General features: G+C 66.8%; 16 protein-coding genes. 5 read left to right on the top strand and 11 right to left on the bottom strand.

Annotated elements, in window-relative coordinates:
* Positions 1–76: 76 nt before the first annotated feature.
* A complete protein-coding gene (locus HWX07_RS02310; protein WP_175875027.1) occupies positions 77–8671 on the bottom strand; it encodes an autotransporter-associated beta strand repeat-containing protein in 8595 nt (2864 codons plus the stop codon).
* Between HWX07_RS02310 and HWX07_RS02305 the strand changes: the two genes are divergently transcribed.
* Positions 8670–8849 carry a hypothetical protein gene (locus HWX07_RS02305; protein ID WP_175875026.1) on the top strand — a complete coding sequence of 60 codons (180 nt, stop codon included), beginning with the start codon at positions 8670–8672 and terminating at the stop codon, positions 8847–8849. The two genes, HWX07_RS02310 and HWX07_RS02305, sit on opposite strands and share 2 nt — an antisense overlap.
* 533 nt (positions 8850–9382) lie before the next feature.
* Here the strand turns inward: HWX07_RS02305 and HWX07_RS02300 are convergent.
* Together HWX07_RS02300 and HWX07_RS02295 are read right to left on the bottom strand one after the other, a co-directional pair.
* A complete protein-coding gene (locus HWX07_RS02300) occupies positions 9383–10075 on the bottom strand; it encodes a YdcF family protein (protein WP_175875025.1) in 693 nt (230 codons plus the stop codon).
* 166 nt (positions 10076–10241) lie between these two features.
* Positions 10242–11276 carry a rod shape-determining protein gene (locus HWX07_RS02295; RefSeq protein WP_175875024.1) on the bottom strand — a complete coding sequence of 345 codons (1035 nt, stop codon included), beginning with the start codon at positions 11274–11276 and terminating at the stop codon, positions 10242–10244.
* Between the two features lie 271 nt (positions 11277–11547).
* Between HWX07_RS02295 and HWX07_RS02290 the strand changes: the two genes are divergently transcribed.
* A complete protein-coding gene (locus HWX07_RS02290; protein ID WP_175875023.1) occupies positions 11548–13959 on the top strand; it encodes a patatin-like phospholipase family protein in 2412 nt (803 codons plus the stop codon).
* A 60-nt stretch (positions 13960–14019) separates the two neighbouring features.
* Here the strand turns inward: HWX07_RS02290 and HWX07_RS02285 are convergent, their stop codons facing one another.
* The 3 genes from HWX07_RS02285 to HWX07_RS02275 form a co-directional block, all read right to left on the bottom strand.
* Positions 14020–14643, bottom strand: coding sequence for an NAD(P)H-dependent oxidoreductase (locus tag HWX07_RS02285; RefSeq protein ID WP_175875022.1), 624 nt, complete (start codon positions 14641–14643; stop codon positions 14020–14022).
* Positions 14644–14968: 325 nt separating this feature from the next.
* Positions 14969–16099 carry an ATP-binding protein gene (locus tag HWX07_RS02280; protein WP_175875021.1) on the bottom strand — a complete coding sequence of 377 codons (1131 nt, stop codon included), beginning with the start codon at positions 16097–16099 and terminating at the stop codon, positions 14969–14971.
* A gap of 64 nt (positions 16100–16163) precedes the next feature.
* Positions 16164–16874: a response regulator gene (locus HWX07_RS02275; RefSeq protein WP_006498855.1), complete on the bottom strand. Its 711-nt coding sequence runs from the start codon at positions 16872–16874 to the stop codon at positions 16164–16166.
* A 219-nt stretch (positions 16875–17093) separates the two neighbouring features.
* Between HWX07_RS02275 and HWX07_RS02270 the strand changes: the two genes are divergently transcribed.
* Positions 17094–18008: a glutaminase gene (locus tag HWX07_RS02270; protein WP_027805820.1), complete on the top strand. Its 915-nt coding sequence runs from the start codon at positions 17094–17096 to the stop codon at positions 18006–18008.
* An 81-nt stretch (positions 18009–18089) separates the two neighbouring features.
* Positions 18090–18464, top strand: a complete 375-nt coding sequence (locus HWX07_RS02265; RefSeq protein WP_175875020.1) for a cytochrome c — start codon at positions 18090–18092, stop codon at positions 18462–18464.
* 141 nt (positions 18465–18605) lie between these two features.
* Here the strand turns inward: HWX07_RS02265 and HWX07_RS02260 are convergent, their stop codons facing one another.
* The 4 genes from HWX07_RS02260 to HWX07_RS02250 form a co-directional block, all read right to left on the bottom strand.
* Positions 18606–19088, bottom strand: a complete 483-nt coding sequence (locus HWX07_RS02260; RefSeq protein WP_175875019.1) for a cupin domain-containing protein — start codon at positions 19086–19088, stop codon at positions 18606–18608.
* A 45-nt stretch (positions 19089–19133) separates the two neighbouring features.
* Positions 19134–19580 carry a hypothetical protein gene (locus HWX07_RS02255; RefSeq protein WP_175875018.1) on the bottom strand — a complete coding sequence of 149 codons (447 nt, stop codon included), beginning with the start codon at positions 19578–19580 and terminating at the stop codon, positions 19134–19136.
* A gap of 127 nt (positions 19581–19707) precedes the next feature.
* A complete protein-coding gene (locus tag HWX07_RS36885) occupies positions 19708–19944 on the bottom strand; it encodes an alpha/beta hydrolase (RefSeq protein WP_226210234.1) in 237 nt (78 codons plus the stop codon).
* A gap of 3 nt (positions 19945–19947) precedes the next feature.
* Entirely contained in the window at positions 19948–20424 is a 477-nt protein-coding gene (locus tag HWX07_RS02250; RefSeq protein ID WP_244129910.1) for a hypothetical protein, read from the bottom strand.
* 425 nt (positions 20425–20849) lie between these two features.
* Between HWX07_RS02250 and HWX07_RS02245 the strand changes: the two genes are divergently transcribed.
* Positions 20850–21473, top strand: a complete 624-nt coding sequence (locus tag HWX07_RS02245) for an isochorismatase family cysteine hydrolase (protein WP_244129927.1) — start codon at positions 20850–20852, stop codon at positions 21471–21473.
* A 25-nt stretch (positions 21474–21498) separates the two neighbouring features.
* On the opposite strand, the gene HWX07_RS02240 is transcribed toward HWX07_RS02245, so the two are convergent.
* Entirely contained in the window at positions 21499–22230 is a 732-nt protein-coding gene (locus HWX07_RS02240) for a ribonuclease T2 (protein WP_027811744.1), read from the bottom strand.
* Between the last annotated feature and the right edge of the window lie 62 nt (positions 22231–22292).

Below are 22292 nucleotides of genomic sequence, written 5' to 3'. Positions count from 1 at the left end.
CAGCGCCGAAACGGCCGCGGCGCGCTGCGACGTTGCTTCGTCGCAGCGCGCCGCGCACGGGCACCTCAGTTGCCGGTCAGAATTTCCACAGGATGTTGCCGAGGATCGCGTTGTCGCGCACGCCGCTGCCGTACTGGCCGCTGTACGTGAGGCCGAGCGTCAGGCGCTTCGTGATGTTCGCGTCGATGCCGGCTTCGAGCACCGCGCTGTCGCGCGCAATCGGCACGCCCGACACCTGGAACGACGTGCCGCCGTTCGCGAACGTGAACGCCGACGACGGCCGCACGTTGCCGAACGCATGCCGCCAGCCGACCGTCCCGCGCGCGGTGAACGTGCCGCTCGCGATCGAGCCGAGTTGCGACGCCGCGCGCAGGCCGAGCGTCGAGAAGCCGACGTGGGTCGTCTCGCCGCCGGCACGCAGGGCCGCCGCGCCGCCGGTTTCGGTATAGCCGTCGGTATGCAGATTCACATACGCGAGGCCCGCGAACGGTTCGATCGCGACCGGCCCGACCGGCAGCGCGTAGCCGACTTCACCGAACACCTGCGCCGAATTCGCGTTGTAGCCGGCCGAGTCGTGATCCGAGAAGCCCGCGAAGCCCGGATAGCGGTCGCTGTTGATGCGATACCACGTGTACGACGCGCCGCCGCGCACGCCGAGCGCGCCGTACTGCGCGCCGCCGTACAGCGACAGGTAGTAGCTGTTCACCGCGGCCGACGAACTCTGGTCGTTGTCGAGCGAGCCGTGCGTGACACCGGCGGCCAGACCCGCGCGCCACTTGTCGTTGAGCGCCATGTCGGCGCCGGCGATGAAGCCCGTCATGCTGCGGTTGATCGACGACGCGTTGCCGTCGCCGGCGAGCCGGCTGCGGCCGCCGAACGCCTGCCCCCAGACGACCGGCTGATACGGCGTGCCGCCGTAGCACCCGTCGCGCGAACCGATCCGGCGTTCCGGCGGCAGCGTCGGATCGGTCACGCCGGCCGTGTTGTCGCCGCACAGCGCGGCGCCGCCCGACGACAGGGCCGCGAGCGGGCCCGACCCGGGCGCGAGGCCTTGACGGACGCGATCGGTCACCGCGTCGCGCACATAACGGCTGTCGAGCAGCAGCATGCTCTTCAGGCTCGCCTGCAGTTCGCCGTCGAGCAGCCCGTACGCGCGGCGCGCGGTCGGCGCGTCGGTCGTCAGCACCGCGTCGTACAGCGGATTGCCGGTGCCGAGCCCGCCCAGCGCGGTCGCGACCGACCGCTGGTTCGGCGTCGTCGCGACGTCGGGCAGCGACGTGCCGTTCTGAACCAGCCGCAGATACACGTGACCCGGATCGTAGCTGAGGGTCGGCGTCAGGAACGCGTAGTTCGCGCTCACCTGGGTGAACGCGCCCTGCACGCCCGACGACGCGCTGAGGATCGTGTATGTCGTGCTCGGCTGGTAGCCGCTCTGGTTCGCGAGCACCTGCACGGTGCCGCCGTTCAGCGTCGCCGTGCCGCTCGCCGCGAGACTGCCGCTTTGCTGCGGCGTGGCGGCGACCTGGAACGTCGAACCCGGCTGGAACGTGACGTTGCCGCCCACGTTTAGCGCCGCGCCCGGTTGCGTGGCGGCCGCCGTCGCGCCGCCCTGCACCACGAGGCCGCCGATCGTGCCGGTACCCGTCAGCGTCGCGCCGCTCTGCACGGTGACGGTCGACTGGCCGAGCGAACCGTTGACGGCGAGCGTGCCCGCGCCGACCGTGGTCGGGCCGCTCAGCGTGCTCGTGCCGGTCAGGGTCAGTTGTCCGCTGCCGGCCTGGGTGAGGGAGCCGGTGCCGGACAGCACGCTCGCGATCGTCACATTGCCCGATTGATTGACGATCAGCGCACCGTTGTCGACGACGTTGCCGGCCACGCTGCCCGACGTGCCGCCGTTGCCGAGTTGCAGCGTGCCGCCGGCCGCGATCGTGGTGCCGCCGGTGTACGTGTTGTCGCCGGTCAGCACCTGCGTGCCGCTCGCCACCGTCACCCCGCCCGCGCCACCGATCGTGCCGCCGAACGTACTGCTGCCGCTGCCGTTCAGCGCCAGTGCATTCGCACCAAGATTCACGTTCGTGCCGGCCGCGCCCGACAGCGCACCGACCGTTTGCGTGCCGGTCGCCCCGCTCACGTCGAACGTGGCGCCGGTGCCCGCGAGATTCACCGCGCCCGTCGAGGCGAGGCTGCCGCCCGCGCCGAGCGCGAGTGTGCTGCCGCCGTTGATCGTCGTGCCGCCCGTATACGTGTTCGCGCCCGTCAGCGTCTGCGTGCCGGTGCCTGCCAGCGTCACGCCGCCCGTTCCGCCGATCGTGCCGCCGAACGTACCGTTGCCGCTGCCATTCAACGTCAGCGCATTCGCGCCGAGATTCACGTTCGTGCCGGCCGCGCCGGCGAGCGTGCCCAGCGTCTGCGCGCCCGTCGCGCCGCTCACGTCGAACGTCGCGCCGGTGCCCGCGAGATTCACCGCGCTACCGGAAGCGAGACTGCCACCAGCTCCCAGCGCAAGCGTGCTGCCGCCGTTGATCGTCGTGCCGCCCGTGTACGTGTTCGCGCCCGTCAGCGTCTGCGTGCCCGTGCCGGCGAACGTCACGCCGGCCGTTCCGCCAATCGTGCCGCCGAACGTACCGTTGCCGCTGCCGTTCAACGTCAGCGCGTTCGCACCGAGATTCACGTTCGTGCCGGCCGCGCCGGCGAGCGTGCCGAGCGTCTGCGCGCCCGTCGCGCCGCTCACGTCGAACGTCGCGCCGGTGCCCGCGAGATTCACGGCGCCGCCCGACGCGAGGCTGCCGCCTGCGCCGAGCGCGAGCGTGCTGCCGCCGTTGATCGTCGTGCCGCCCGTGTACGTGTTCGCACCCGTCAGCGTCTGCGTGCCGGTGCCGGCGACCGTCACACCGCCCGTCCCGCCGATCGTGCCGCCGAACGTACCGTTGGTGGCGCCATTCAGCGTCAGCGCATTCGCGCCGAGGTTCACGTTCGTGCCGGCCACGCCGGCCAGTGTGCCGATCGTTTGCGCGCCCGTCGCACCGCTCAGATTGAGCGTCGCACCGGCGCCGGTGAGGTTCACCGCGCCGGTCGATGCGAGGCTGCCGCCCGCACCCAGCGCCAGCGTGCCGCCGCCGCTGATCGTCGTGCCGCCCGTGTACGTGTTCGCGCCCGCCAGCGTCTGCGTGCCGTTGCCCGACAACGTAAGGCCCCCGGTGCCGCCGATCGCGCCGCCGAACGTGCTGCTGCCGTTGCCGCTCAGCGTCAGCGCGTTGCCGCCGAGGTTCACATTCGTGCCGGCTGCACCGGCCAGCGAACCGATCGTCTGCGCGCCCGATGCGCCGCCCAGATCGAACGTGGCCCCCGTGCCCGCGAGGTTCACGGCACCGGTCGCAGCAAGACTGCCGCCTGCACCGAGTGCCAGCGTGCTGCCGCCGTTGATCGTCGTGCCGCCCGGGTACGTGTTCGCGCCCGTCAGCGTCTGCGTGCCGCTGCCCGACAACGTCAGGCCGCCGGTACCGCCGATCGCGCCGCCGAACGTACCGTTGCCGCTGCCGTTCAGCGTCAACGCGTTCGCGCCGAGGTTCACGTTGGTACCGGCTGCGCCCGACAGCGTGCCGAGCGTCTGCGCGCCCGTCGCGCCGCTCAGGTCGAACTTCGCACCGGCCCCCGCAAGATTCACCCCACTGCCCGACGCGAGACTGCCGCCCGCGCCGAGCGCGAGCGTACTGCCGCCGTTGATCGTCGTGCCGCCGGTGTACGTGTTCGCCCCCGTCAGCGTCTGCGTGCCGCTGCCGGCAAACGTCACGCCGCCCGTCCCGCCGATCATGCCGCCGAACGTGCTGTTACCGCTGCCGTTCAGCGTCAGCGCATTCGCACCGAGGCTGACGACGGTGCCGGCCGCACCGGTGAGCGAGCCGACCGTCTGTGCGCCCGTCGCACCGCTCACGTCGAACGTCGCAGCCGCGCCCGCGAGGTTCACCGCGCCCGTCGACGCCAGGCTGCCGCCCGCGCCAAGTGCCAGCGTGCTGCCGCCGCCGATCGTCGTGCCGCCCGTGTACGTGTTCGCACCCGTCAGCGTCTGCGTGCCGGTGCCCGCGAGCGTCAAGCCGCCCGTCCCGCCGATCGTGCCGCCGTACGTGTTGTTGCCGCTGCCGTTCAGCGTCAGCGCGTTGCCGCCGAGGTTCACGCTCGTGCCGGCTGCGCCGGTCAGCGCACCGACCGTTTGCGCGCCCGTCGCACCACTCACGTCGAACGTCGCACCGGTGCCCGCGAGATTCACCGCGCCCGTCGATGCAAGGCTGCCGCCCGCGCCGAGCGCCAGCGTGCTGCCGCCGCCAATCGTCGTGCCGCCCGTGTACGTGTTCGCGCCCGTCAGCGTCTGCGTGCCCATGCCGGCGAACGTCACCGCGCCCGCTCCGCCGATCGCGCCGCCGAACGTGTTGTTGCCGCTGCCGTTCAGCGTCAGCGCATTCGCACCCAAGGTCACGTTCGTACCGGCCGCGCCGGTCAGCGCGCCGATCGTCTGCGCGCCCGACGCGCCGCTCAAGTCGAACATCGCCCCCGCTGCCGAGAGGTTCACGGCACCGGTCGCCGCAAGGCTGCCGCCTGCGCCGAGTGCGAGCGTGCTGCCGCCGCCGATCGTCGTCCCGCCCGTGTAGGTGTTCGCGCCCGTCAGCGTTTGCGTACCCGCGCCGGCCAGCGTCAGACCGCCCGTGCCGCCGATCGCGCCACCGAACGCGTAGTTGCCCGCGTTGCTCAGCGTCAGCCCGTTGCCGAGGTTCACATTCGTGCCGGCCGCGCCGGTCAGCGCGCCGATCGTCTGCGCGCCCGATGCGCCACCCAGGTTGAACGTCGCACCCGACCCGGCCAGATTCACCGTGCCGGTCGACGCCAGGCTACCGCCCGCGCCGAGTGCCAGCGTGCTGCCGCTGTTGATCGTCGTGCCGCCCGTATAGGTGTTCGCGCCGGACAGCGTCTGCGTGCCGGTGCCCGACAACGTGAGACCGCCGGTGCCGCCGATCACCCCGCCGAACGTTCCGCTGGCCGTGCCGCCGAGCGTCAGTGCGTTGCCGCCGAGGTTGACGTTGGTTCCCGCGACGCCCGACAGCGCGCCGAGCGTCTGCCCGCCCGCCGCGCCGCTCAGATCCAGCGTCGCGCCTGCGCCTGCCAGGTTCATCGCGCCGGTCGATGCGAGGCTGCCGCCCGCGCTCACCGCCAGCGTCCCCGCGTTGATCGTCGTGCCGCCCGTGTAGGTATTCGCGCCGGTCAGCGTGGTGGTGGCCGCACCGTCCTTCACGAGGCTGCCCGCACCGGAAATCGCACCGCCCAGCGTGAGACTGTTGCTGCCGCCCAGCGTCAGTGCGGCGCCCGTACCGAGATTGACCGCATTGCCGACCGACAAGGTCGCATTCGTATCGAGCGTGGCCGCGCCGCCGACGTTCAGTGCACCGGCGCCAAGCGCCCCGCTGTTGCCGAGCACAAGGCTGCCGCTATTGAGGTTCGTCCCGCCGGAATAGGTGCTCGCGCCGTTCAGCGTCTGCGTGCCGGTGCCTGCCAGCGTCAGGCTGCCGGTACCGCCGATCGCACCGCTGAACGTGCCGCTGGCGGTCCCGCCCAGCGTCAGTGCGTTGCTCCCGAGGTTGATGTTCGTACCGGTGACACCCGACAGCGCACCGAGCGTCTGGCCGCCCGTCGCGGCGCTGAGATCGAGCGTCGCGCCGGCACCCGCGAGATTCATCGCGCCGGTCGATGCGAGGCTGCCGCCCGCGCCCAGCGCCAGCGTCCCCGCGTTGATCGTCGTGCCGCCCGTGTACGTGTTCGCGCCGGTCAGCGTCGTGGTGGCCGCACCGTTCTTCACGAGCGCACCCGCGCCGGAAATCGTCCCGCTCAGCCCGAGTGCGTTGCTGCCGCCGAGCGTCAGGGCCGTACCCGTCGTGAGGTTGATCGCATTGCCGACCGTGAGGTTCGTGTTCGTATCGAGCGTGGCCGAACCGCCGACGGTCAGCGCGCCGGCGCCCAGCGCCCCGTTGTTGCCCAGCACCAGACTGCCGCTATTGAGGTTCGTCCCGCCGGTGTACGTATTTGCGCCGTTCAGCGTCTGCGTGCCGGTACCCGCCAGCGTCAGGCTGCCGGTGCCGCCGATCGTGCCGCTGAACGTGCCGCTCGCGGTCCCGCCCAGCGTCAGTGCGTTGGCGCCGAGGCTCACGCTCGTGCCGATGCCGCCCGTCAGCGCGCCGATCGACTGCGCGCTGCCGGCGCTGATGTCGAGCGCGGCCCCCGGATTGACCAGGTTCACCGTGCCCGTGGACGACAGGCTGCCGCCCGCGCCGAGTGCAAGCGTGCCGGCATTGATCGTCGTGCCGCCGGTGTATGTGTTCGCGCCCGTCAGCGTCGTGGTCGCCGCGCCGTTCTTCACGAGGCTGCCCGCGCCGGAAATCGCACCGCTCAGCCCGAGCGCGTTGCTGCCGCCGAGCGTCAGCGTATTGCCCGTCCCGATATCGATCGCGTTGCCGACCGTGAGGTTCGTGTTCGTATCGAGCGTCGCCGAGCCGCCGACGGTCAGCGCGCCGGTGCCGAGCGCCGAGCCGTTGCCGAGCACCAGTCCGCCGGCATTCAGCGTCGTGCCGCCTGCATAGTTGTTCGCACCCGACAGCGTGAGCGTCGCCGCACCGTTCTTCACGAGACCGCCGCCGCCGGAAACCACGCCGCCGAGGCCGAGATCGGTGCTGCCGCCAAGGGTCAGCGTCGTGCCCGTCGCGAGGTTGACGCCGTTCGCGAGCGTCACGTTGGTGGTCGCATCGAGCGACGACGAGCCGTTCACGTTCACCGCGCCGATGCCGAGCGACGTATTGCTGCCGACGACGAGGTTGCCGCCGTTCAGGTTCGTGCCGCCCGTGTACACGTTCGAGCCCGTCAGCGATTGCGTGCCGCTGCCCGACAGCGTCACGCTGCCAGACCCGCCGATTGTGCCGGCATAGGTCGCATTGCCACTGCCGTTGAGCGTCAGCGAATTGGCGCCGAGGGTCACGTTCGTGCCGGCCGCGCCGGCCAGCGCGCCGATGGTCCGCGCGCCCGATGCACCGGTCACGTCGAACGTTGCGCCCGCACCGGTCAGGTTGACCGTGCCGGTCGCCGACAGGCTGCCGGCCCCGTTCAGCGCGAGCGTGCCGCTGTTGATGGTCGTGTCGCCCGTATACGTATTCACGCCGCTCAGCGTCGTGGTCGCCGCGCCGTTCTTCGTGAGGCCGCCGCTGCCGCTGATCGTGCCGGTCAGCCCGAGATCGTTGCTGCCGCCGATCGTCAGCGTCGAGCCGGTCGCGACATTGACCATGTTGGCGAGCGTCACGTTCGTGCTCGCGTCGAGCGACGCCGACGCGTTGACGTTCAGCGCGCCGATGCCGAGCGCCGAATTGTTGCCGACCACCAGGCCGCCGGCATTCAGGTTCGTGCCGCCCGTGTAGCTGTTCGCGCCGGACAGCGTCAGCGTGCCGCCGTCGTTCTTCGTCAGCGCGCCGACACCCGACACCCCGCCGGACAGCGTCAGGCCGGTCGCACCCTGCACCGTCAGGCCGCCCGCGCCAAGCGACACGTTGTTGGAGACGTTGAGTCCCGTCGTGCCGGCCTGCAACGCGCCGCCGTTGCCCGTGACGGTACCGGTGCCGAGCGACGCGTTGTCGTTGATGATCGCGACGCCGCCCAACAGCGTCGCGTCCTGCGCGGTGGACGCGCCGTTGATCGTCCAGTTGCCGCTCGTGACGTCGAGGTGATTGAAGTTGATGTAGTTGTTGGCCGCGATCGTGCCGTTCGCCGCAGTTCCCTGCTGCAGGTTGAGCGTGTTGTTGCCACCCGCGCCACCGTCGACCACGCCGGTTGCCGCCACGCCGAGCGTGATCGGCCCGACCGTGATGTTGAATGCGCCGCCGGTGCCGCCGGCCGTATTGACCGACGAGCCCGTCACGGCATTGAACGTATTCGTGCTGTTCGCCCCCATCGACACGCCGCCGTTGATCGTGCCCGAGTTGGTGAACGTATTGCCCTGTCCCGGTGTGCCGCTCGACCCCAACGACACGCGACCGGTGATCGTTCCGCTGTTCGTCATGTTGACCGTGCCGCCGCCGTAGGCGGCGACCACCGGTGCATCGGCTCCGCTGAGGGTCGCACCGACCAGCGGGTTGGAGCCGATCGAACCGGTGTTCGTAATCGTCGACGTGCCGCCCGTGCCGTTTTGAACCGCCAGCGCCATGCCCGTCACGCCGCTGATCGCCACGCCGGTCGAGCCCATCATCGTGCCGTTGTTGGTCACGGTCGTGGTGCTCGCCGCCGCGTTGCCGACCACCGTGCCGCTCGACAGCACGCCGAGCCCCGAGCCGAGCACCGACGGATCGATCGTCCCGTTGTTGGTCAGCTTGACGTTATTGCCGGTCAGCGACATCGCCGTGCCGCCGACGCCGAGCAGCACGCCGACGCTCGCGCCGGGGTTGACCGTCGCGTTCACGTTGTTGGCGCTGTTCGAATAACTGGGTGCCAGCGGATTCGCGACGCCGGAACAGGTCACCGTGGTGCCCGCCGTGCTGCAGGCCGCATGGGCAGGAACAATGCCCGCGCCCGACAGCGCCAGAAACACGCCCGTGGGCAACAGCAGTCTCGGAAACGGCTCACCCGCTTTTTTCGAACGCGCAATAGTCATGCTTTCCCTCGTTATTGATTTCGGCTTTGGTATTGGTATTGCGGCCACACCGGCTGACGCACGGCAGAAAATCACGGATAAAAGCGTCCGCTCCGGCAATCGCGACGCGACGTCGGTTTATTCATGGATGAATTTTTTGAACAACCCGGGAGTGCAGGTTCGAAAACTAGTCGAATGACATGATGGTGGCCCCTATATTTTTGCAGCGACTTTCTGGTTGATTTGATTACCGCCCTGCTTTTATCAAACAAGGCTATATCAAACCCGGGCCGTTTGCCAGTCGATATTTTCCCGTCGGATCAAGCGCCAAGGAATATGTACTTTTTACTCCCCGACAGGTTCTCGGCAATGACATCCGGCACGTTTTTCGCGGGCGCTTTTGATTTTTCTCAGAGATATTGGATACGCCGCATCCGTGAAAACACTGATATATCGCCTTGATTAACCATATGCGAATTTTGCAGCGCAATATATTGACCGTCGGGAATCGCCAATACGACTCATCCGCATTCGATAAATTGGCATGCGAATGCGGATTTTCAAACAATCACGAACATTGCTTCGATTTTCGTCTTGAAATGAAGCGAGCACGCAAATCGTTATCGTTCGTCCGGCATCAATGACGTTCGCACCGCCGGCACGAGACGGTAGGCAACCGAAGGGAGCAGGAAGCCACGCTGATTGGAAGCGCGCGCGCCCGGGGCCACCGCTTCACGAAAACAGCCGCATCAAATAAAGCATCGGCCGAAACGAAACCGGCCGCGCATCGGGATTCACCCACAGCCGCACCGCATACACCGCGTAGGCCGGCACCTCCCGCCAGCTCGAATAGACATCGCGCCACTGAAAGCGGCGCGGATAGGCGGCGGAGATGTTCGCCCGCGCAATGCCGACGCGCTCGAACGCGAGGCGCGCCCGTGCAAGGTGGTAATACTGGCTGACGATCAGCACCCGCGACACACGATGGGTACGCAAATAGGCCAGCGTGTGCTGCGCGGTCGCGAGCGTGTTGTCGCCCTGGTCGTCGACGGCGATCCGGTCCGCCGGCACGCCGCGCGCGACGAGGTAGTCGCGCATCGCCGTCGCCTCGTTCAGCCCGGGGCCGTCGATCGCGCCGCTGACCAGAAACGCCGGGCACTGCCCCGCGCGGTAGCAGCGCACGCCCACATCGAGCCGGGCCGCGAGCGCGGGCTTCGGCGCGCCGGTATCGTCGAGCGCGTTGCCGAAGATCACCGCGACGTCCGCCGGGTCGCTGGGCATCCGCATGCCATGGACGACGATCGCGGCCGCCGCCGCGGCCCAGACGCACGCGACGACGGCCAGCACGCGGCCGGCCCGGGCCGCGAAGCTCCGTTTGGTTCGATATTTCAAGGTATTCGGTCTCTCAGGTGTCGTCGGGCGCATCGGCCGGCCCGGCCCCGAATGGGCATGTCACGACGGGCGCGTCACGCTAGCACGGCGCGCTCGCGCCTGTCCATGCGACGAACCGATGCCGGCCACGCAGGCCGGCCATAGGGAGATCGAAAGAATGTGAAGGATGCGCCGCGCCGCGAAACCGGCACTGCCGGGCTCAATCGGCCGGGCACATCGCGAGCCGCCCCATCGCCTCGCCGGCGCCGCGCACCGCGCAGGTGGCCGGCTCGTCGGCGATCCGCGCGACCAGCCCGGTCTCGTCGTACAGCAGGCGCTCGAGATCGGCGAGCAGCGCGCCGCCGCCGGTGAGCACCACGCCGCGATTCGCGATGTCGGTCACGAGTTCGGCCGGCGCGTTTTCCAGCACCGACTTCACCGCGCCGATTACCTGCTTGAGCGGCGCGGCCAGCGCGTCCGCGACGTCGTGGTTGGACAGCTCGACCGAACGCGGCAGGCCGTCTGCAATGCTGCGGCCGACGGCGCGGGTCGACGTGCGCGGCACCGCGCTGGTGGCCGAGCCGATCGTCTTCTTCACGTGCTCCGCCGTCTGTTCGCCGAGCAGCACGCCGTACAGGTTGCGGACATGGTTGACGATCGCCGCGTCGAACTGGCTGCCGCCGACGCGGATCGCCTCGCGGTAGACGATGCCGCCGAGCGCGATGACCGCGACTTCGGTCGTCCCGCCGCCGATGTCGATGACCATCGAGCCGATCGGCTCGGTCACCGGCAAACCCGCGCCGAGCCCGGCCGCCAGCGATTCCTCGATCAGTTCGACCTCCGATACGCCCGCCGCGAACGCGGCCTCGCGGATCGCGCGGCGCTCGACGGCCGTCGCGTCGGACGGCACGCACAACGTGACCTCGACGCGGCGGCCGAAGCGCGAGCGCGTGCGCGACATGTCGATGAAGCTGCGGATCATCTGCTCGGCCGCGTGCGCGTCCGCGATCACGCCGTGGCGCATGGGCCGCACGGCTTCGAGATGCCCCGGTTCGCGGCCGAGCAGCGCCTTGGCCAGCTCGCCGACGGCCTCGAGCGTCGGCCGCGCGTCGCTCGCGCCGCCCTTGCGGAAGCACACGACCGACGGCTGGTTCAGCACCACGCCGCGTTCGTGCGTATAGATCCGTGTACTCGCCGTTCCCGGGTCGATCGCAACGGGTTGCGCAAACAACTTTCCGAACAGCGGTGTCGACATATCAAACCTTGGTGAGGGAACGGGCCGGGACAGCCGCGCCGCACTTTTTGCCGCGCGTCCATACCGCCCCATCACGAGCTTAGCGGCAAATCGTTCCGATACTTTAGGCAATTCCGATGATTTTTTCGCGACGAATTTGCCGAATGTGGCGTTTCGGGCACGTCCGGCTACGCAACGGCCTCTCGCGTCGGGCCTGTAAAACACGGTAATCTCTCGGTCTTGCCTGCTCCCGGCAGGCCTCAGACGCACGATCACGCCAGGTATCTTCACCATGACAGCGACCGTTTTCTTCCGCTGGGCGCCGCTGGGCCCGCTCTGCACGGCGCTCGTTGCCTTCTGGTGCTGCACGGTCGCCGCGCAACCGCTGCCGGCCGCCGACTCCGCCGCTGCCCAGACCGTTGCCGCTGCAGCCAACGCGCCGGCTGCCGCCACGCCCACCGCACCCGCTGCGTCCGCGCACACCTGCACGGCCGACGGCGGCCCGGCCGGCCGCCCGTCGATCGGCCTCGTGCTGTCCGGCGGCGGTGCGCGCGGCTATGCACACCTCGGGGTCCTGAAGGTCCTGGAGGACAACCGCATCCCGATCGACTGCATCGCGGGCACCAGCATGGGCGCCGTGGTCGGCGGCCTGTATGCGAGCGGGATGGCGGCCGACGAAATGCAGAAGCGGCTGTCGGAGGTCAACCTGGCGGATATCGCGTTCGACGTGACGGACCGCGCGGACCTGCCGCAAACCAGCCGCGAGGACGAACGCCTGTACATCAACGGGCTGACGCTCGGCTTCGGCAAGAAAGGCGTCAAGGCGCCGGTCGGCCTCGTCCAGGGCAACCGGCTGCAGGCGCTGCTCGCGAACTGGACGGCCGCCGTGCCGACCAACCAGCCGTTCGACCAGTTGCCGATCCCGTACCGCGCGGTCGCGACCGACCTGCAGACGGGCCAGATGGTCGTGCTCGACCACGGCTCGCTGCCGCTCGCGATTCGCGCGAGCATGGCGATGCCGGGCCTGTTCGCGCCGGCCGAGATCAACGGGCGTGCGCTCGTGGACGGCGGCCTCGTCAGCAACCTGCCCGTCGACACCGCGCGGCAGATGGGCGCGAACGTCGTGATCGCCGTCGACATCGGCTCGCAACTGCGTCCGCTCGACGCGCTCGCGTCGCCGGCCGACGTGATGCAGCAGATGGTCGGCATCCTGATCCGCCAGAACGTGACCGCGCAGCGCAAGCAGCTCGACGCGCGGGACGTGCTGCTCACGCCGGACCTCGGCTCGCTCGCGTTCACCGATTTCCAGAACGCGAAGCAGGCGATCGCCGCCGGCGCGGCCGCCGCGACCGCGGCGCTGCCGAAGCTGCGGCGTTTCGCGCTCACGCCGGAACAGTACGCGGCCTACCGGTCCTCACATGCGCAGCCGCTGCCGCCGCCGATCCGGATCACGCGCATCGACATCAAGACCAGCGGCGGCGTGCCGAAGCGCGTCGTCAGCAACGCGCTGCACGTGAAACCGGGCGACATCTACGATCCGAAGACCGTCAGCCAGGATCTGCTCGGCCTCACGACCGGCGGCAACTTCGAGAGCGTCACGCAGCAGATCGTCAGCCGCGGCGACGACAACGTGCTCGAGATCGACGCGCGCGAGAAGTACTGGGGGCCCAACTTCCTGCTGTTCGGGCTCGGCATGTCGAGCAGTTCGACCGATGAAGGCGGCTTCCGCCTGCACGTCGGCTACCGGCGGCCGTGGCTCACGGAATCGGGGCTCGAATTCCGCGCGGACACGACGATCGGCAGCGACCTGCAGTCGGCGCGCGTCGAATTGCGCCAGCCGCTGTCGACCGCGTACGGCGTCTACCTGTCGCCGTACGCGGAATATCAGCGTCGCTACGCGAACCTGTACGACGACTCCGGCGACGTGAAGATCACGCAGTACCTGATGCAGACGGCGCGCGCCGGGATCGACCTCGGCCTGCCGATCGCGCGGCTCGGCGATTTCCGCATCGGTCTCGGCTACGTGACCGGGCACGGCTCGCCGACCTACAACCTGCCGTTCGACGACGGCAGCGGCCAGGCGCTGCTGTGGCCGAGCTTCACGTCCCAGGCGCTGATCGCGCGGGCGCGGCTCGTCATCGATCAGCTCGACGATCCGATGTTCCCGCGCAAGGGTTATTTCGGCGAACTGCGGGTCGAGCGCTCGCTGGTGTCGCGCAACGGCGGCTCGGCGCAGGATTTCGCCGACGGGATCAGCAACGCGCCTTACACCGAGATCTACGGCAAGGCGATGATCGCGCAGCAGTTCGGCCGGCACAGCGTCAGCGCAACGATCGAAGGCGGCAAGAGCATCGGCGGCACCAACCTCATCAATGCGTTCAACTTCACGCTGGGCGGCTTCCAGCATCTGTCCGCCTATGCGGCCGACCAGTTGAACGGCAACGAGCTCGCGTACGGGCAGATCACGTACATGAACCAGTTGATGACGTTCAACGCATCGCCGATCAAGGCGCTGTCGGTGGGCGCCAGCGCGGAAGTCGGCAACGTCTGGTCGAGCGGCCAGAAGATCGGCGGCGGCGCGCTCAAGCAGAGCTACACGTTCTTCACGAGCCTGTCGACCGCATTCGGGCCCGTCTATATCGGCGTGGCGCTCGCCCCCAGCGGCCGACGCAACTTCTACCTGCAGCTCGGCCGTACTTATTGAGCATGCGCGGATGCCGCCGCGGCGGCATCCGGGTGACCATCGCGCGTGCGTGTTCCCTGATCAGAAATCGGCAGCCATCGCGACCGCCCGCGCTTGCGCCCGCTCGATGCTGTCGCCTGCCCGCGCACTCCACGTGTGCTCGACGGTCAGGCTCCTGACGTCGCTCACGCCGATGAACCTCAACCAGAATTCGATGTAGTCGGCCTGATGCCGGAACCCGGGATTGTCGGCGCCCGCGCCGGTTTCCCGGCTTTGCCCGCGCACATGGATGACCAGCGCGCGCGGAATCTCCAGCAGCGGCGCATAGGCATTGCCGTCGAACGTAAACAGCATGTTCCGCTGGCTGACGAGATCGATCAGTTGCTTGAGCTTGTACGGATAGCCGAAATTCCACATCGGCACGCCGACGACGATCCGGTCCGCTTCCTGAAAGCGCTTCACGAGCGACTGGATGCGTCGCCAGATCGACTGCTCCGCCGCGTCCATCGGCGCGTTGGCGACGCCCTTGTACTTCGCGCCGATCGCGTCGCGGTCGAAGTCCGGCAAATCCTCCTCCCAGACATTCAACGTATCGACGTCGAGCGTTGCGCCCGTCTGCCGGTACGCATCGACAAAGGCATTGGCGACCGCGATCGAAGCCGACCTTGCGCCACGAGGAGAAGACACGATATTCAAAAGCCGCATGATGTTTGACCCGGACAGGAATGCATGAACAACGGGGCGGCCATCGTGGCGGCCCCGGCTTCACTGCTGCGTCGCAGGGCGCCCACTTCCGCCGTCACGGATCGGTCCGCCCATATAGTTGCAATTGCAATCGTAATGCAAAGCGCGAACGCGTGGCAAACGAATCGTCCCGCGATCGCGCTGCGGAAGGCATCGATATGGGGAACGTATGGCGGCAAAGACTGGCGACGCGCTCGAGTCCGGCGCGCGCGGCTGTGTGCTGTCGTACTAGCGTTACGGCGAGGCTCGGGACGCTTGCCGCGTATCGCCAGCGCGTGTTCACGCCCTAGACCGGCCAGCTGATCTCGAATCGCGCGCCGCCGAGCTCGACCGGATCGACGACCGCGATCCGGCCGTTGTGCGCGTGGAGCACCTGTCGCGTGATCGACAGGCCGAGCCCGTAGCCGCCGGTGCGACGGTCGAGGCGCACGAACGCGTCGAAGATCCGTTCGCGCTCGCTCTCGGGCACGCCGGGGCCGTCGTCCTCGACGAAGATCCCGATGTTGCCGTGCACGAGCGAGATCCCGACGACGATCCGCGATTTCGCGTACTTGCTCGCGTTGCGCAACAGGTTGCGCATCGCATACGACATCAGCCGGCGGTCCATCTTCACGCGCAAGTCCGATCCGATCTCGATGCGCGACTCGATCGCCCGGTCCGGATACAGCAGTTGCGCGTCGTTTATCTGGTGCTCGAACCACGCGACGGGCGCCGTCATCTCGAGGTTCGACTGCAGCGAGCTGTATTCGAGCCGGGCATACGTGAGGCTCATGTCGATCAGCTCCTCGAGCTCGGTCACGTCCTGCGCGATGCTCTCGAGCGCGCCCTGGTATTCGGCCGCCGAACCCGGTTCGCGCAGCATTTCGAGCGCGAAGCGCACACGCGCGAGCGGCGTGCGCAACTCGTGCGAGATTCCGTTCGTCAGATCGCGCTGCGCGGCGATCAGCCGCTCCATGCGCATCGCGAGCGCATTCAGCGTGCGCGCCAGCGGGCCGATGATCACGCTGTGCGATTCGCGCGCGCGCGTGTTGAAGCGCCCGCCGGTGAAGTCGATCGCGCGCTCGCGCACCATCACGAGATCCGACCAGACCGGCCGCATCCACCGGTACGCGGCGAGCGCGGGCGCGGTGAACACGAACGCGAGCACGATCCAGATGTCGCCCGGCAGCGAGTCGAACGCATGCCACACGACCTGCGGCGACAATTCGACGCACAGCGCGAGCGCGGGCACCAGCGCGGTCAGCACCACGAGGCCGAGCAAATGCAGGTAGGTGCGCAGATACAGGCGCGACCAGCTCGGTATGCGGTCGGCGCGCGTGTCGGTCCACGCGCGCCGGAAATGCAGCCAGCGCCATTTGACGTAGCGCAGCGTGGGCAGCGGCGGTGCATCGGGGTGCGAACGGGTTCGTCGAATCATCGCGGCTCCCGGCCGGCGGGCGGAATGCCCGCGCGGAACCTGACGGCGTCGCGCAACGGCAGCGTCATTCCCACGCGTGCTTGCTGAATTGATAACCCTTGCTGCGGATCGTCTTGATCCGCTGCGGGTTGCTCGCGTCGTCGCGCAGCTTGCGGCGCAGCTTCGAGATGCGCCCGTCGATCGTGCGGTCGAGGCCGTCGAATTCGACGCCGCGCAACTGCAGCATCAGATCGTCGCGGCTGACGACTTCGCCCGCATGACACACCAGCGCCCACAGCAGGTCGAACTCGGCCGACGTCAGATCGGGCGTGCTGCCGTCGGGCAGCACGACGGTGCGGTCGGTGCGGTCGATCGAGAACTTGCCGAACGCGTAGCGCTCCGGCTGCGGCGCGGTGCTCTCGGCCGCGCGCGCGGGCGCGCGGCGCAGTTGCGCCTTGATCCGCGCCAGCAGGATGCGCGGCTCGACCGGCTTGTGCACGTAGTCGTCCGCGCCGAATTCGAGGCCGAGCAGCTCGTCGAACGGTTCGTCGCGCGCCGTCACCATGATGATCACGCCGTCGTACTGCTTGCGCGCCTCGCGGCAGATCTCGAAGCCGTCCTTGCCCGGCAGGTTCACGTCGAGGATGACGAGATCGGGACGAATGGACAGGATCGCCGGCACCGCGGCGTCACCATGCAGCACGGTGTCGACTTCATAGTCGTTCTTGCGCAGGTAGCCGGCGATCAGCGTGGACAGGCGGGTGTCGTCTTCGACGAGCAGGATGCGAAAAGACATGGGTAGCGGTCGGATCATCGGGGAAGCCGCGGCGGCGCCGGCCGGTGCCGGACGCCGGCCCTCGGCCGAAACGTACCGCATGATACTGCGCCCGCCGCCTGCCTGTTTGCCGGTCTTGAAAATAAGGGCGCGATTCCGGCCGAGCTTGACGAATCGGCGCCAGGACGGTTCCATACGGGCTCGCCGGAATCCGGCCATGCCTCTACCCTGCCTGACGCGATGAATTACCAATCGATTCTTGAACGCATCCATACCGAACTCGCCCCCTGGATCGGCCAGGGCCGGGTTGCCGATTACATTCCCGAACTCGCGAAAGTGCCCGCCGACAAGTTCGGGATGGCCGTCGTGACGCTCGACGGAAACGTTTACACGGTCGGCGATGCGTACGAGCGCTTCTCGATCCAGAGCATCTCGAAGCTGTTCGCGTGCACGCTCGCGTTCCAGTTGCTCGGCGACGAACTGTGGGAACGGGTCGGCCGCGAGCCGTCCGGCACCGCGTTCAACTCGCTGGTCCAGCTCGAAAGCGAGCGCGGCAAGCCGCGCAATCCGTTCATCAATGCGGGCGCGCTGGTGGTCACCGACGTGCTGTGCCGCCGCTTCGTCAAGGCCGAGACGGCGCTCGTCGAGTTCGTGCGGCGGCTGATCGGCTCGAACGACATCGACTACGACTCGCGCGTCGCGTTGTCGGAGTTGCAGCACGCGGAGCGTAACCGCGCGATGGCGCATTTCATGGCGAGCTTCGGCAACATGCAGATGCCGCCCGATACGGTGATCGACGCGTATTGCCGCCAATGTGCGATCGAGATGAACTGCGTCGAGCTTGCCACCGCCGCGCTGTTTCTCGCGAATGGCGGTGTCGCGCCGGCGACCGGCGAACGGGTCGTCGATTCGAGTTCGGCGAAGCGGCTGTCGGCGCTGATGCTGACCTGCGGGACGTACGATGCGGCGGGCGATTTCGTGTATCGCGTCGGGTTGCCGGCGAAGAGCGGCGTCGGCGGCGGGATCGTCGCGGTGCTGCCCGGGGAGATGGCCGTGTGCGTGTGGGCGCCGGGGCTGGATGCGAACGGGAACTCGCTGGCGGGGACGCTGGCGCTCGAGTGGTTGACGACTTATACGGGGCGGTCGATTTTTTGAGGAGGCGAAGTTGGACGCGCGTCACCCGACAACAATCGGCCCTGAGAGACACCCGAAGGCTTATACAAAAAATCAACGAAAATGAAAATATTGCTCATCGCCTCGCTAGGAATTTCATTGTTTTCTCAAGCATCCGAAGCCCTTGCGGATAGTGATAACGGAAAAAAGATCTTCCTGGCGAGATGCGCCATGTGTCACGGAGCAGACGCCAGAGGAACGGGACCGTTGGCCAATAAAAGCAACCCGCCCACGCCCGATCTTACGACGCCCGCTTTCAAAAAACGGCTGAGTGATTACCCGGGCGTTATCGTTTCATCAGTCATACTTCGCCCGAACGGCGACCTGATTCCCAAAACCTTGCGAGAAAATGGCGTAAAACTGCCGCCGCATCCGTGGACGGTCAAAGATTTTCGTGATTTGAATCAATATATGACCGGATTGATTTCAAAGAAATAGCACACTGAACTTCGATACATCGACTAAGCGATTTCATCCATTCGCTGCATCGGCGGGTTGAATCCTAAAAGTACGGCGGTCACTCGTCCGGATACATACCGTCACTGGCAGGGGTCGGCCGATGCGGTCTTCCGGTGAGCGTCAGTCCGGCATCCCGTTATGGCCCCCGAGCGGTCTGTCGGGCCAGTCCACCCATCGGTCCGCGCGGGTCAGTTCGTACGCTTCGTTGAGCGGGTAACGAATGCGGTTGTCGTCGCGAGGACGTTCGCCGATCACCATCAACCTGACTTCGTCCTTCGTATTGTTGATGAAGGTGTGACAAATTCCGGTGCCTGCCGGAAACGCGACGGAATCGCCCTCGGAAATGGGATGAAGCACGCCGTCGATCCATACGTCGGGCTTGCCTTCGAGCACGTACACGAACTCCTGCTCGGTACTTTCGGCGTGGGGATATGACGTCCGCCGTCCGGGCAAAAGCCTGACATGATGGATTCCAATACGCGTAATGCCGAGTGCGGCTGAAAGCGGCGCGTCGAGCGCCATCGGCTCGGTATCGCCGCGATAGGAATGCGCATCCGGTTCTTCGAGTTCAGTCCAGTGCCTGATGAAATCTGGCCGGCTCATCGGGGTTCTCCTTTCTCTAAGAGGGGCGCCGCGTCGTTGAACGGATCACTGGAGAACAATGACTTTTCCACCGTTACGCTCGAACTCGGCGCGAGTCGTCCGACTGGCCTCCTGCGCCAACGAGTCACTGTGAAAAATGTCTCGAAAAAACAATTTTGGTGGCCGATACGCTTCCCGGAACATCTGGAACGACCCGCCTGCGACGTTCGAGCCGTCGTCAACACGCACCAGCCACGAGCACTTGAGATCGAACCGCTCAAGCGCAGCGTTTACCCGGTGTTCAACAGCAAGATAACCGTCCGTGCCATCCGCTATCGCGCGGAACTCTTCTGCCGTTACCTGCGTAACGACGATTTCCGGTTGATCCGTGCTCGTCAAGGACACCCATCCCATGGTCGCCATGTCGGTGTCGGCAGAAAATTCCACGATCGGAAATTGCTCCGCGCTGGTATCCGACTGTAACCAAACGATGGTGTCGTAAATAGTGGTCATGGTAGAGGACGGAGAATAGGCAAATCAAGCGGCGCCGCCAACGTGACAGGATCGGTTGTCGACGACGATACAACCTTATCGAGCGACCGGGAACGGCCGCTTCTCGCCCGACAGCCTTGGGGTGCTCTCATCTGGCTGCAATGCCATCGACGGGGCTACCGATAACCTGCTCTATCAGCCAGCGCCGAGCCATGTCGGTACATATCGATGGCCGCTCCAGCGTCGGAAAGTGCCCGCATCCTTCCAGCGTCTCGAAACGAGCATGCGGCATCATCCTGGCGATCCGACGGCCGACATCGACCGGAACGAAGCGGTCTGCCTCGCCCCATATGAGAAGTGTCGGAATCGCACTCGTGGCCAGCATCGACTAATGATCCGAGCGAGTCAACGTCGCATCGGATTGTCGCGCGAACATGTCGGCACCTGTATCGCGAGCCATTTGAACAAACGCTGCTCTCGACCTGATATCTACAGGGGGAATGGCGTTTTCGGCAAATTCGGCGATAACTTGTTCATGCTCCCCCTCCCGAATCCTTCGGCTGGTGTCGCGAACACGATCCGGATACGGGGGTAGTCCGGGCTGACAGTTCATCAACCACAGTCCACGCACGCGCTGCGGCGCGCACGCGACTACTTCCATCGCGATACAACCACCGTAAGCCGTGCCTGCAATGATGAATGGGCCGTCGATGGAAGCAAGCAGCCTCTCGGCGCTTTCAGCGAACGTAGGATAGGCCAGTATCCGGACGAACGGTACGACCAGATCGTTCAACCGTTCGAGTTGATCGGCATACATGCGTCCGTCGCAGGGCATTGCGGGCAAAAAGACGAGCGGTAATGGCATGGCACTCTGCGAAGACGGACTGGACGACTGCGGTAACAAGTTTGCGACCTCGGCGGTCAATTTTTTGAAGTACGCGCGCAAAAAATTCAAACGCGACTCGCCTACAGCACGGACTTCTTCAGCCCAACCGCCCCGATTTCCGCTTCAGAAGCGTTATTCCGCCTGATTCAATTGTTTCCTGCCAATCGTTCGGCCGATCCGGAACGATCGGCATGGGCGTCGCAAGCCACTGGCACAACGAACCATCGGACAACGCGTTCACGTGCGCCGGCCAAACCTGCTCAGCGGAGTCGGCGCGAAAACGCATCCCGGTTTATATTGCATCGGTTCGCGCGTACCAGTGTCGGATAAGGCTGCACCGAAAAAATTGCCCGAGCTATTGGAGAGCGTCATTCATGAACGAGGAAACCGCACCGGATATCGAAATGGCACCCCACACGCCCGCCCATGGTGACAACACGCCTGCTCAAAGCACGCTCTACCAGATTCCCCCGATCGCGCCATCCAAAACCGCGCTGCTCGTCATGCATTACCAGACCGACATCCTCGGCCTGTTCCCGTCAGTCGCGCCCGAACTGCTCGCCAATACCCGCCATCTCTGCGACGCGGCACGCGCCGCCGGCGTCGGCGTCTGGTTCGCGAATCTGCGCTTCAGCCCCGGCTATCCGGAAGTCAGCCCGCTAAACAAGAACGGCCAGGGCATCAAGCAGCTCGGCCTCTTCATCGACGATGCCCCGTGTCCCGAACTGGCCAAACGACCCGACGAGCCGCTGATCATCGCCCACCGTGCGAGCGTATTCTTCGGCACCGATCTGCAGGCGCGGCTCATTGCCCAAGGCGTCGATACGCTGATCATGGTCGGCATCGCGTCGACCGGCGTGATGCTGTCGTCGATCGCCCACGCGAGCGATGCCGATTTCCGCCTCTACACGGTCAAGGATTGCTGCTACGACCCGGACCCGATCGTCCACGAGCATCTGTTCGCCACCGCGTTCGAGTCGCGCACGACGGTACTGTCGCTCGCGGATGCGCTGCGGCTGCTGGCGTAACGACGGGCGAGCCGCAGCATCCGCCTCACTTCGCGATGAACACTCCCGACGTCGGACACGTCCCCTGCGTATTGCCGTCCGTCACGAGCGACGCCGCGCTCGGAAACTGCGTGGTCGCATTCGTCTTCACCGCGATCCATGCTTCGGTGAAATAGCTCACGCCGTTCGTCTTCGTGCATTTCAACGACACCGCGCTGCGCGTGTTGCTGCCGAACGCGCCTTCGAACGCCGACAGCAACTGGTTACGCGTGACCGTCTTGCCCGCGTTCGCCTGCAGGAACGCGTTGAACGAGGTGTTGCCCAACCGGCTGATCATGCCCGACGCCTGGTTCCAGTACGCATCGGGCGTCGCCGAGTTCGAACACGTGCCGTGCTTGAACCACTCGTGCTTGTCGAGGCACGACGCAACGCCCGGCATGTACGTCGACAGCGTGTTGCGCGTCGCGCTGCTGATCGGGTACGCGTCCATGCTGCACCACTGGTGCGCGTTGTCGAGGTCGATGTCGTTCTGCGGCACGCCGCAATAGAACGGCTGGTTGCCGTCGTAGCGGTTCGGCCAGAGCCCGTGCAGCGACAAGCTCGTCGCCGCGTACGACCCGGCGAGGTTCGTGCATTCCGGTGTGTCGTGCGACGCGCAGAAACCCGGCTCCCACGAAGCGGCGAGCAACAGGTAGTCGTAACTGGTCTGCGCGGCGGCGTGCAGTGAAACCGAAGCGACGGCGAGTGCGGCAGCGGCGCGGGCGAGCGTCTTGAGCATGGCGTGTTTCCTCGGAAAAGGCTTGCGGTCGCGGGATGCGCCGCAAGATTGTCGAATGTCTG

Origin of the sequence: Burkholderia sp. BCC0097, from assembly GCF_902832985.1 — a bacterium.
In the GTDB taxonomy this organism is placed as follows: Bacteria; Pseudomonadota; Gammaproteobacteria; order Burkholderiales; family Burkholderiaceae; genus Burkholderia; species Burkholderia orbicola.
The sequence above is the reverse complement of the archived record's forward strand: the minus strand, read 5'-3'. Positions and strand labels throughout refer to the sequence as shown.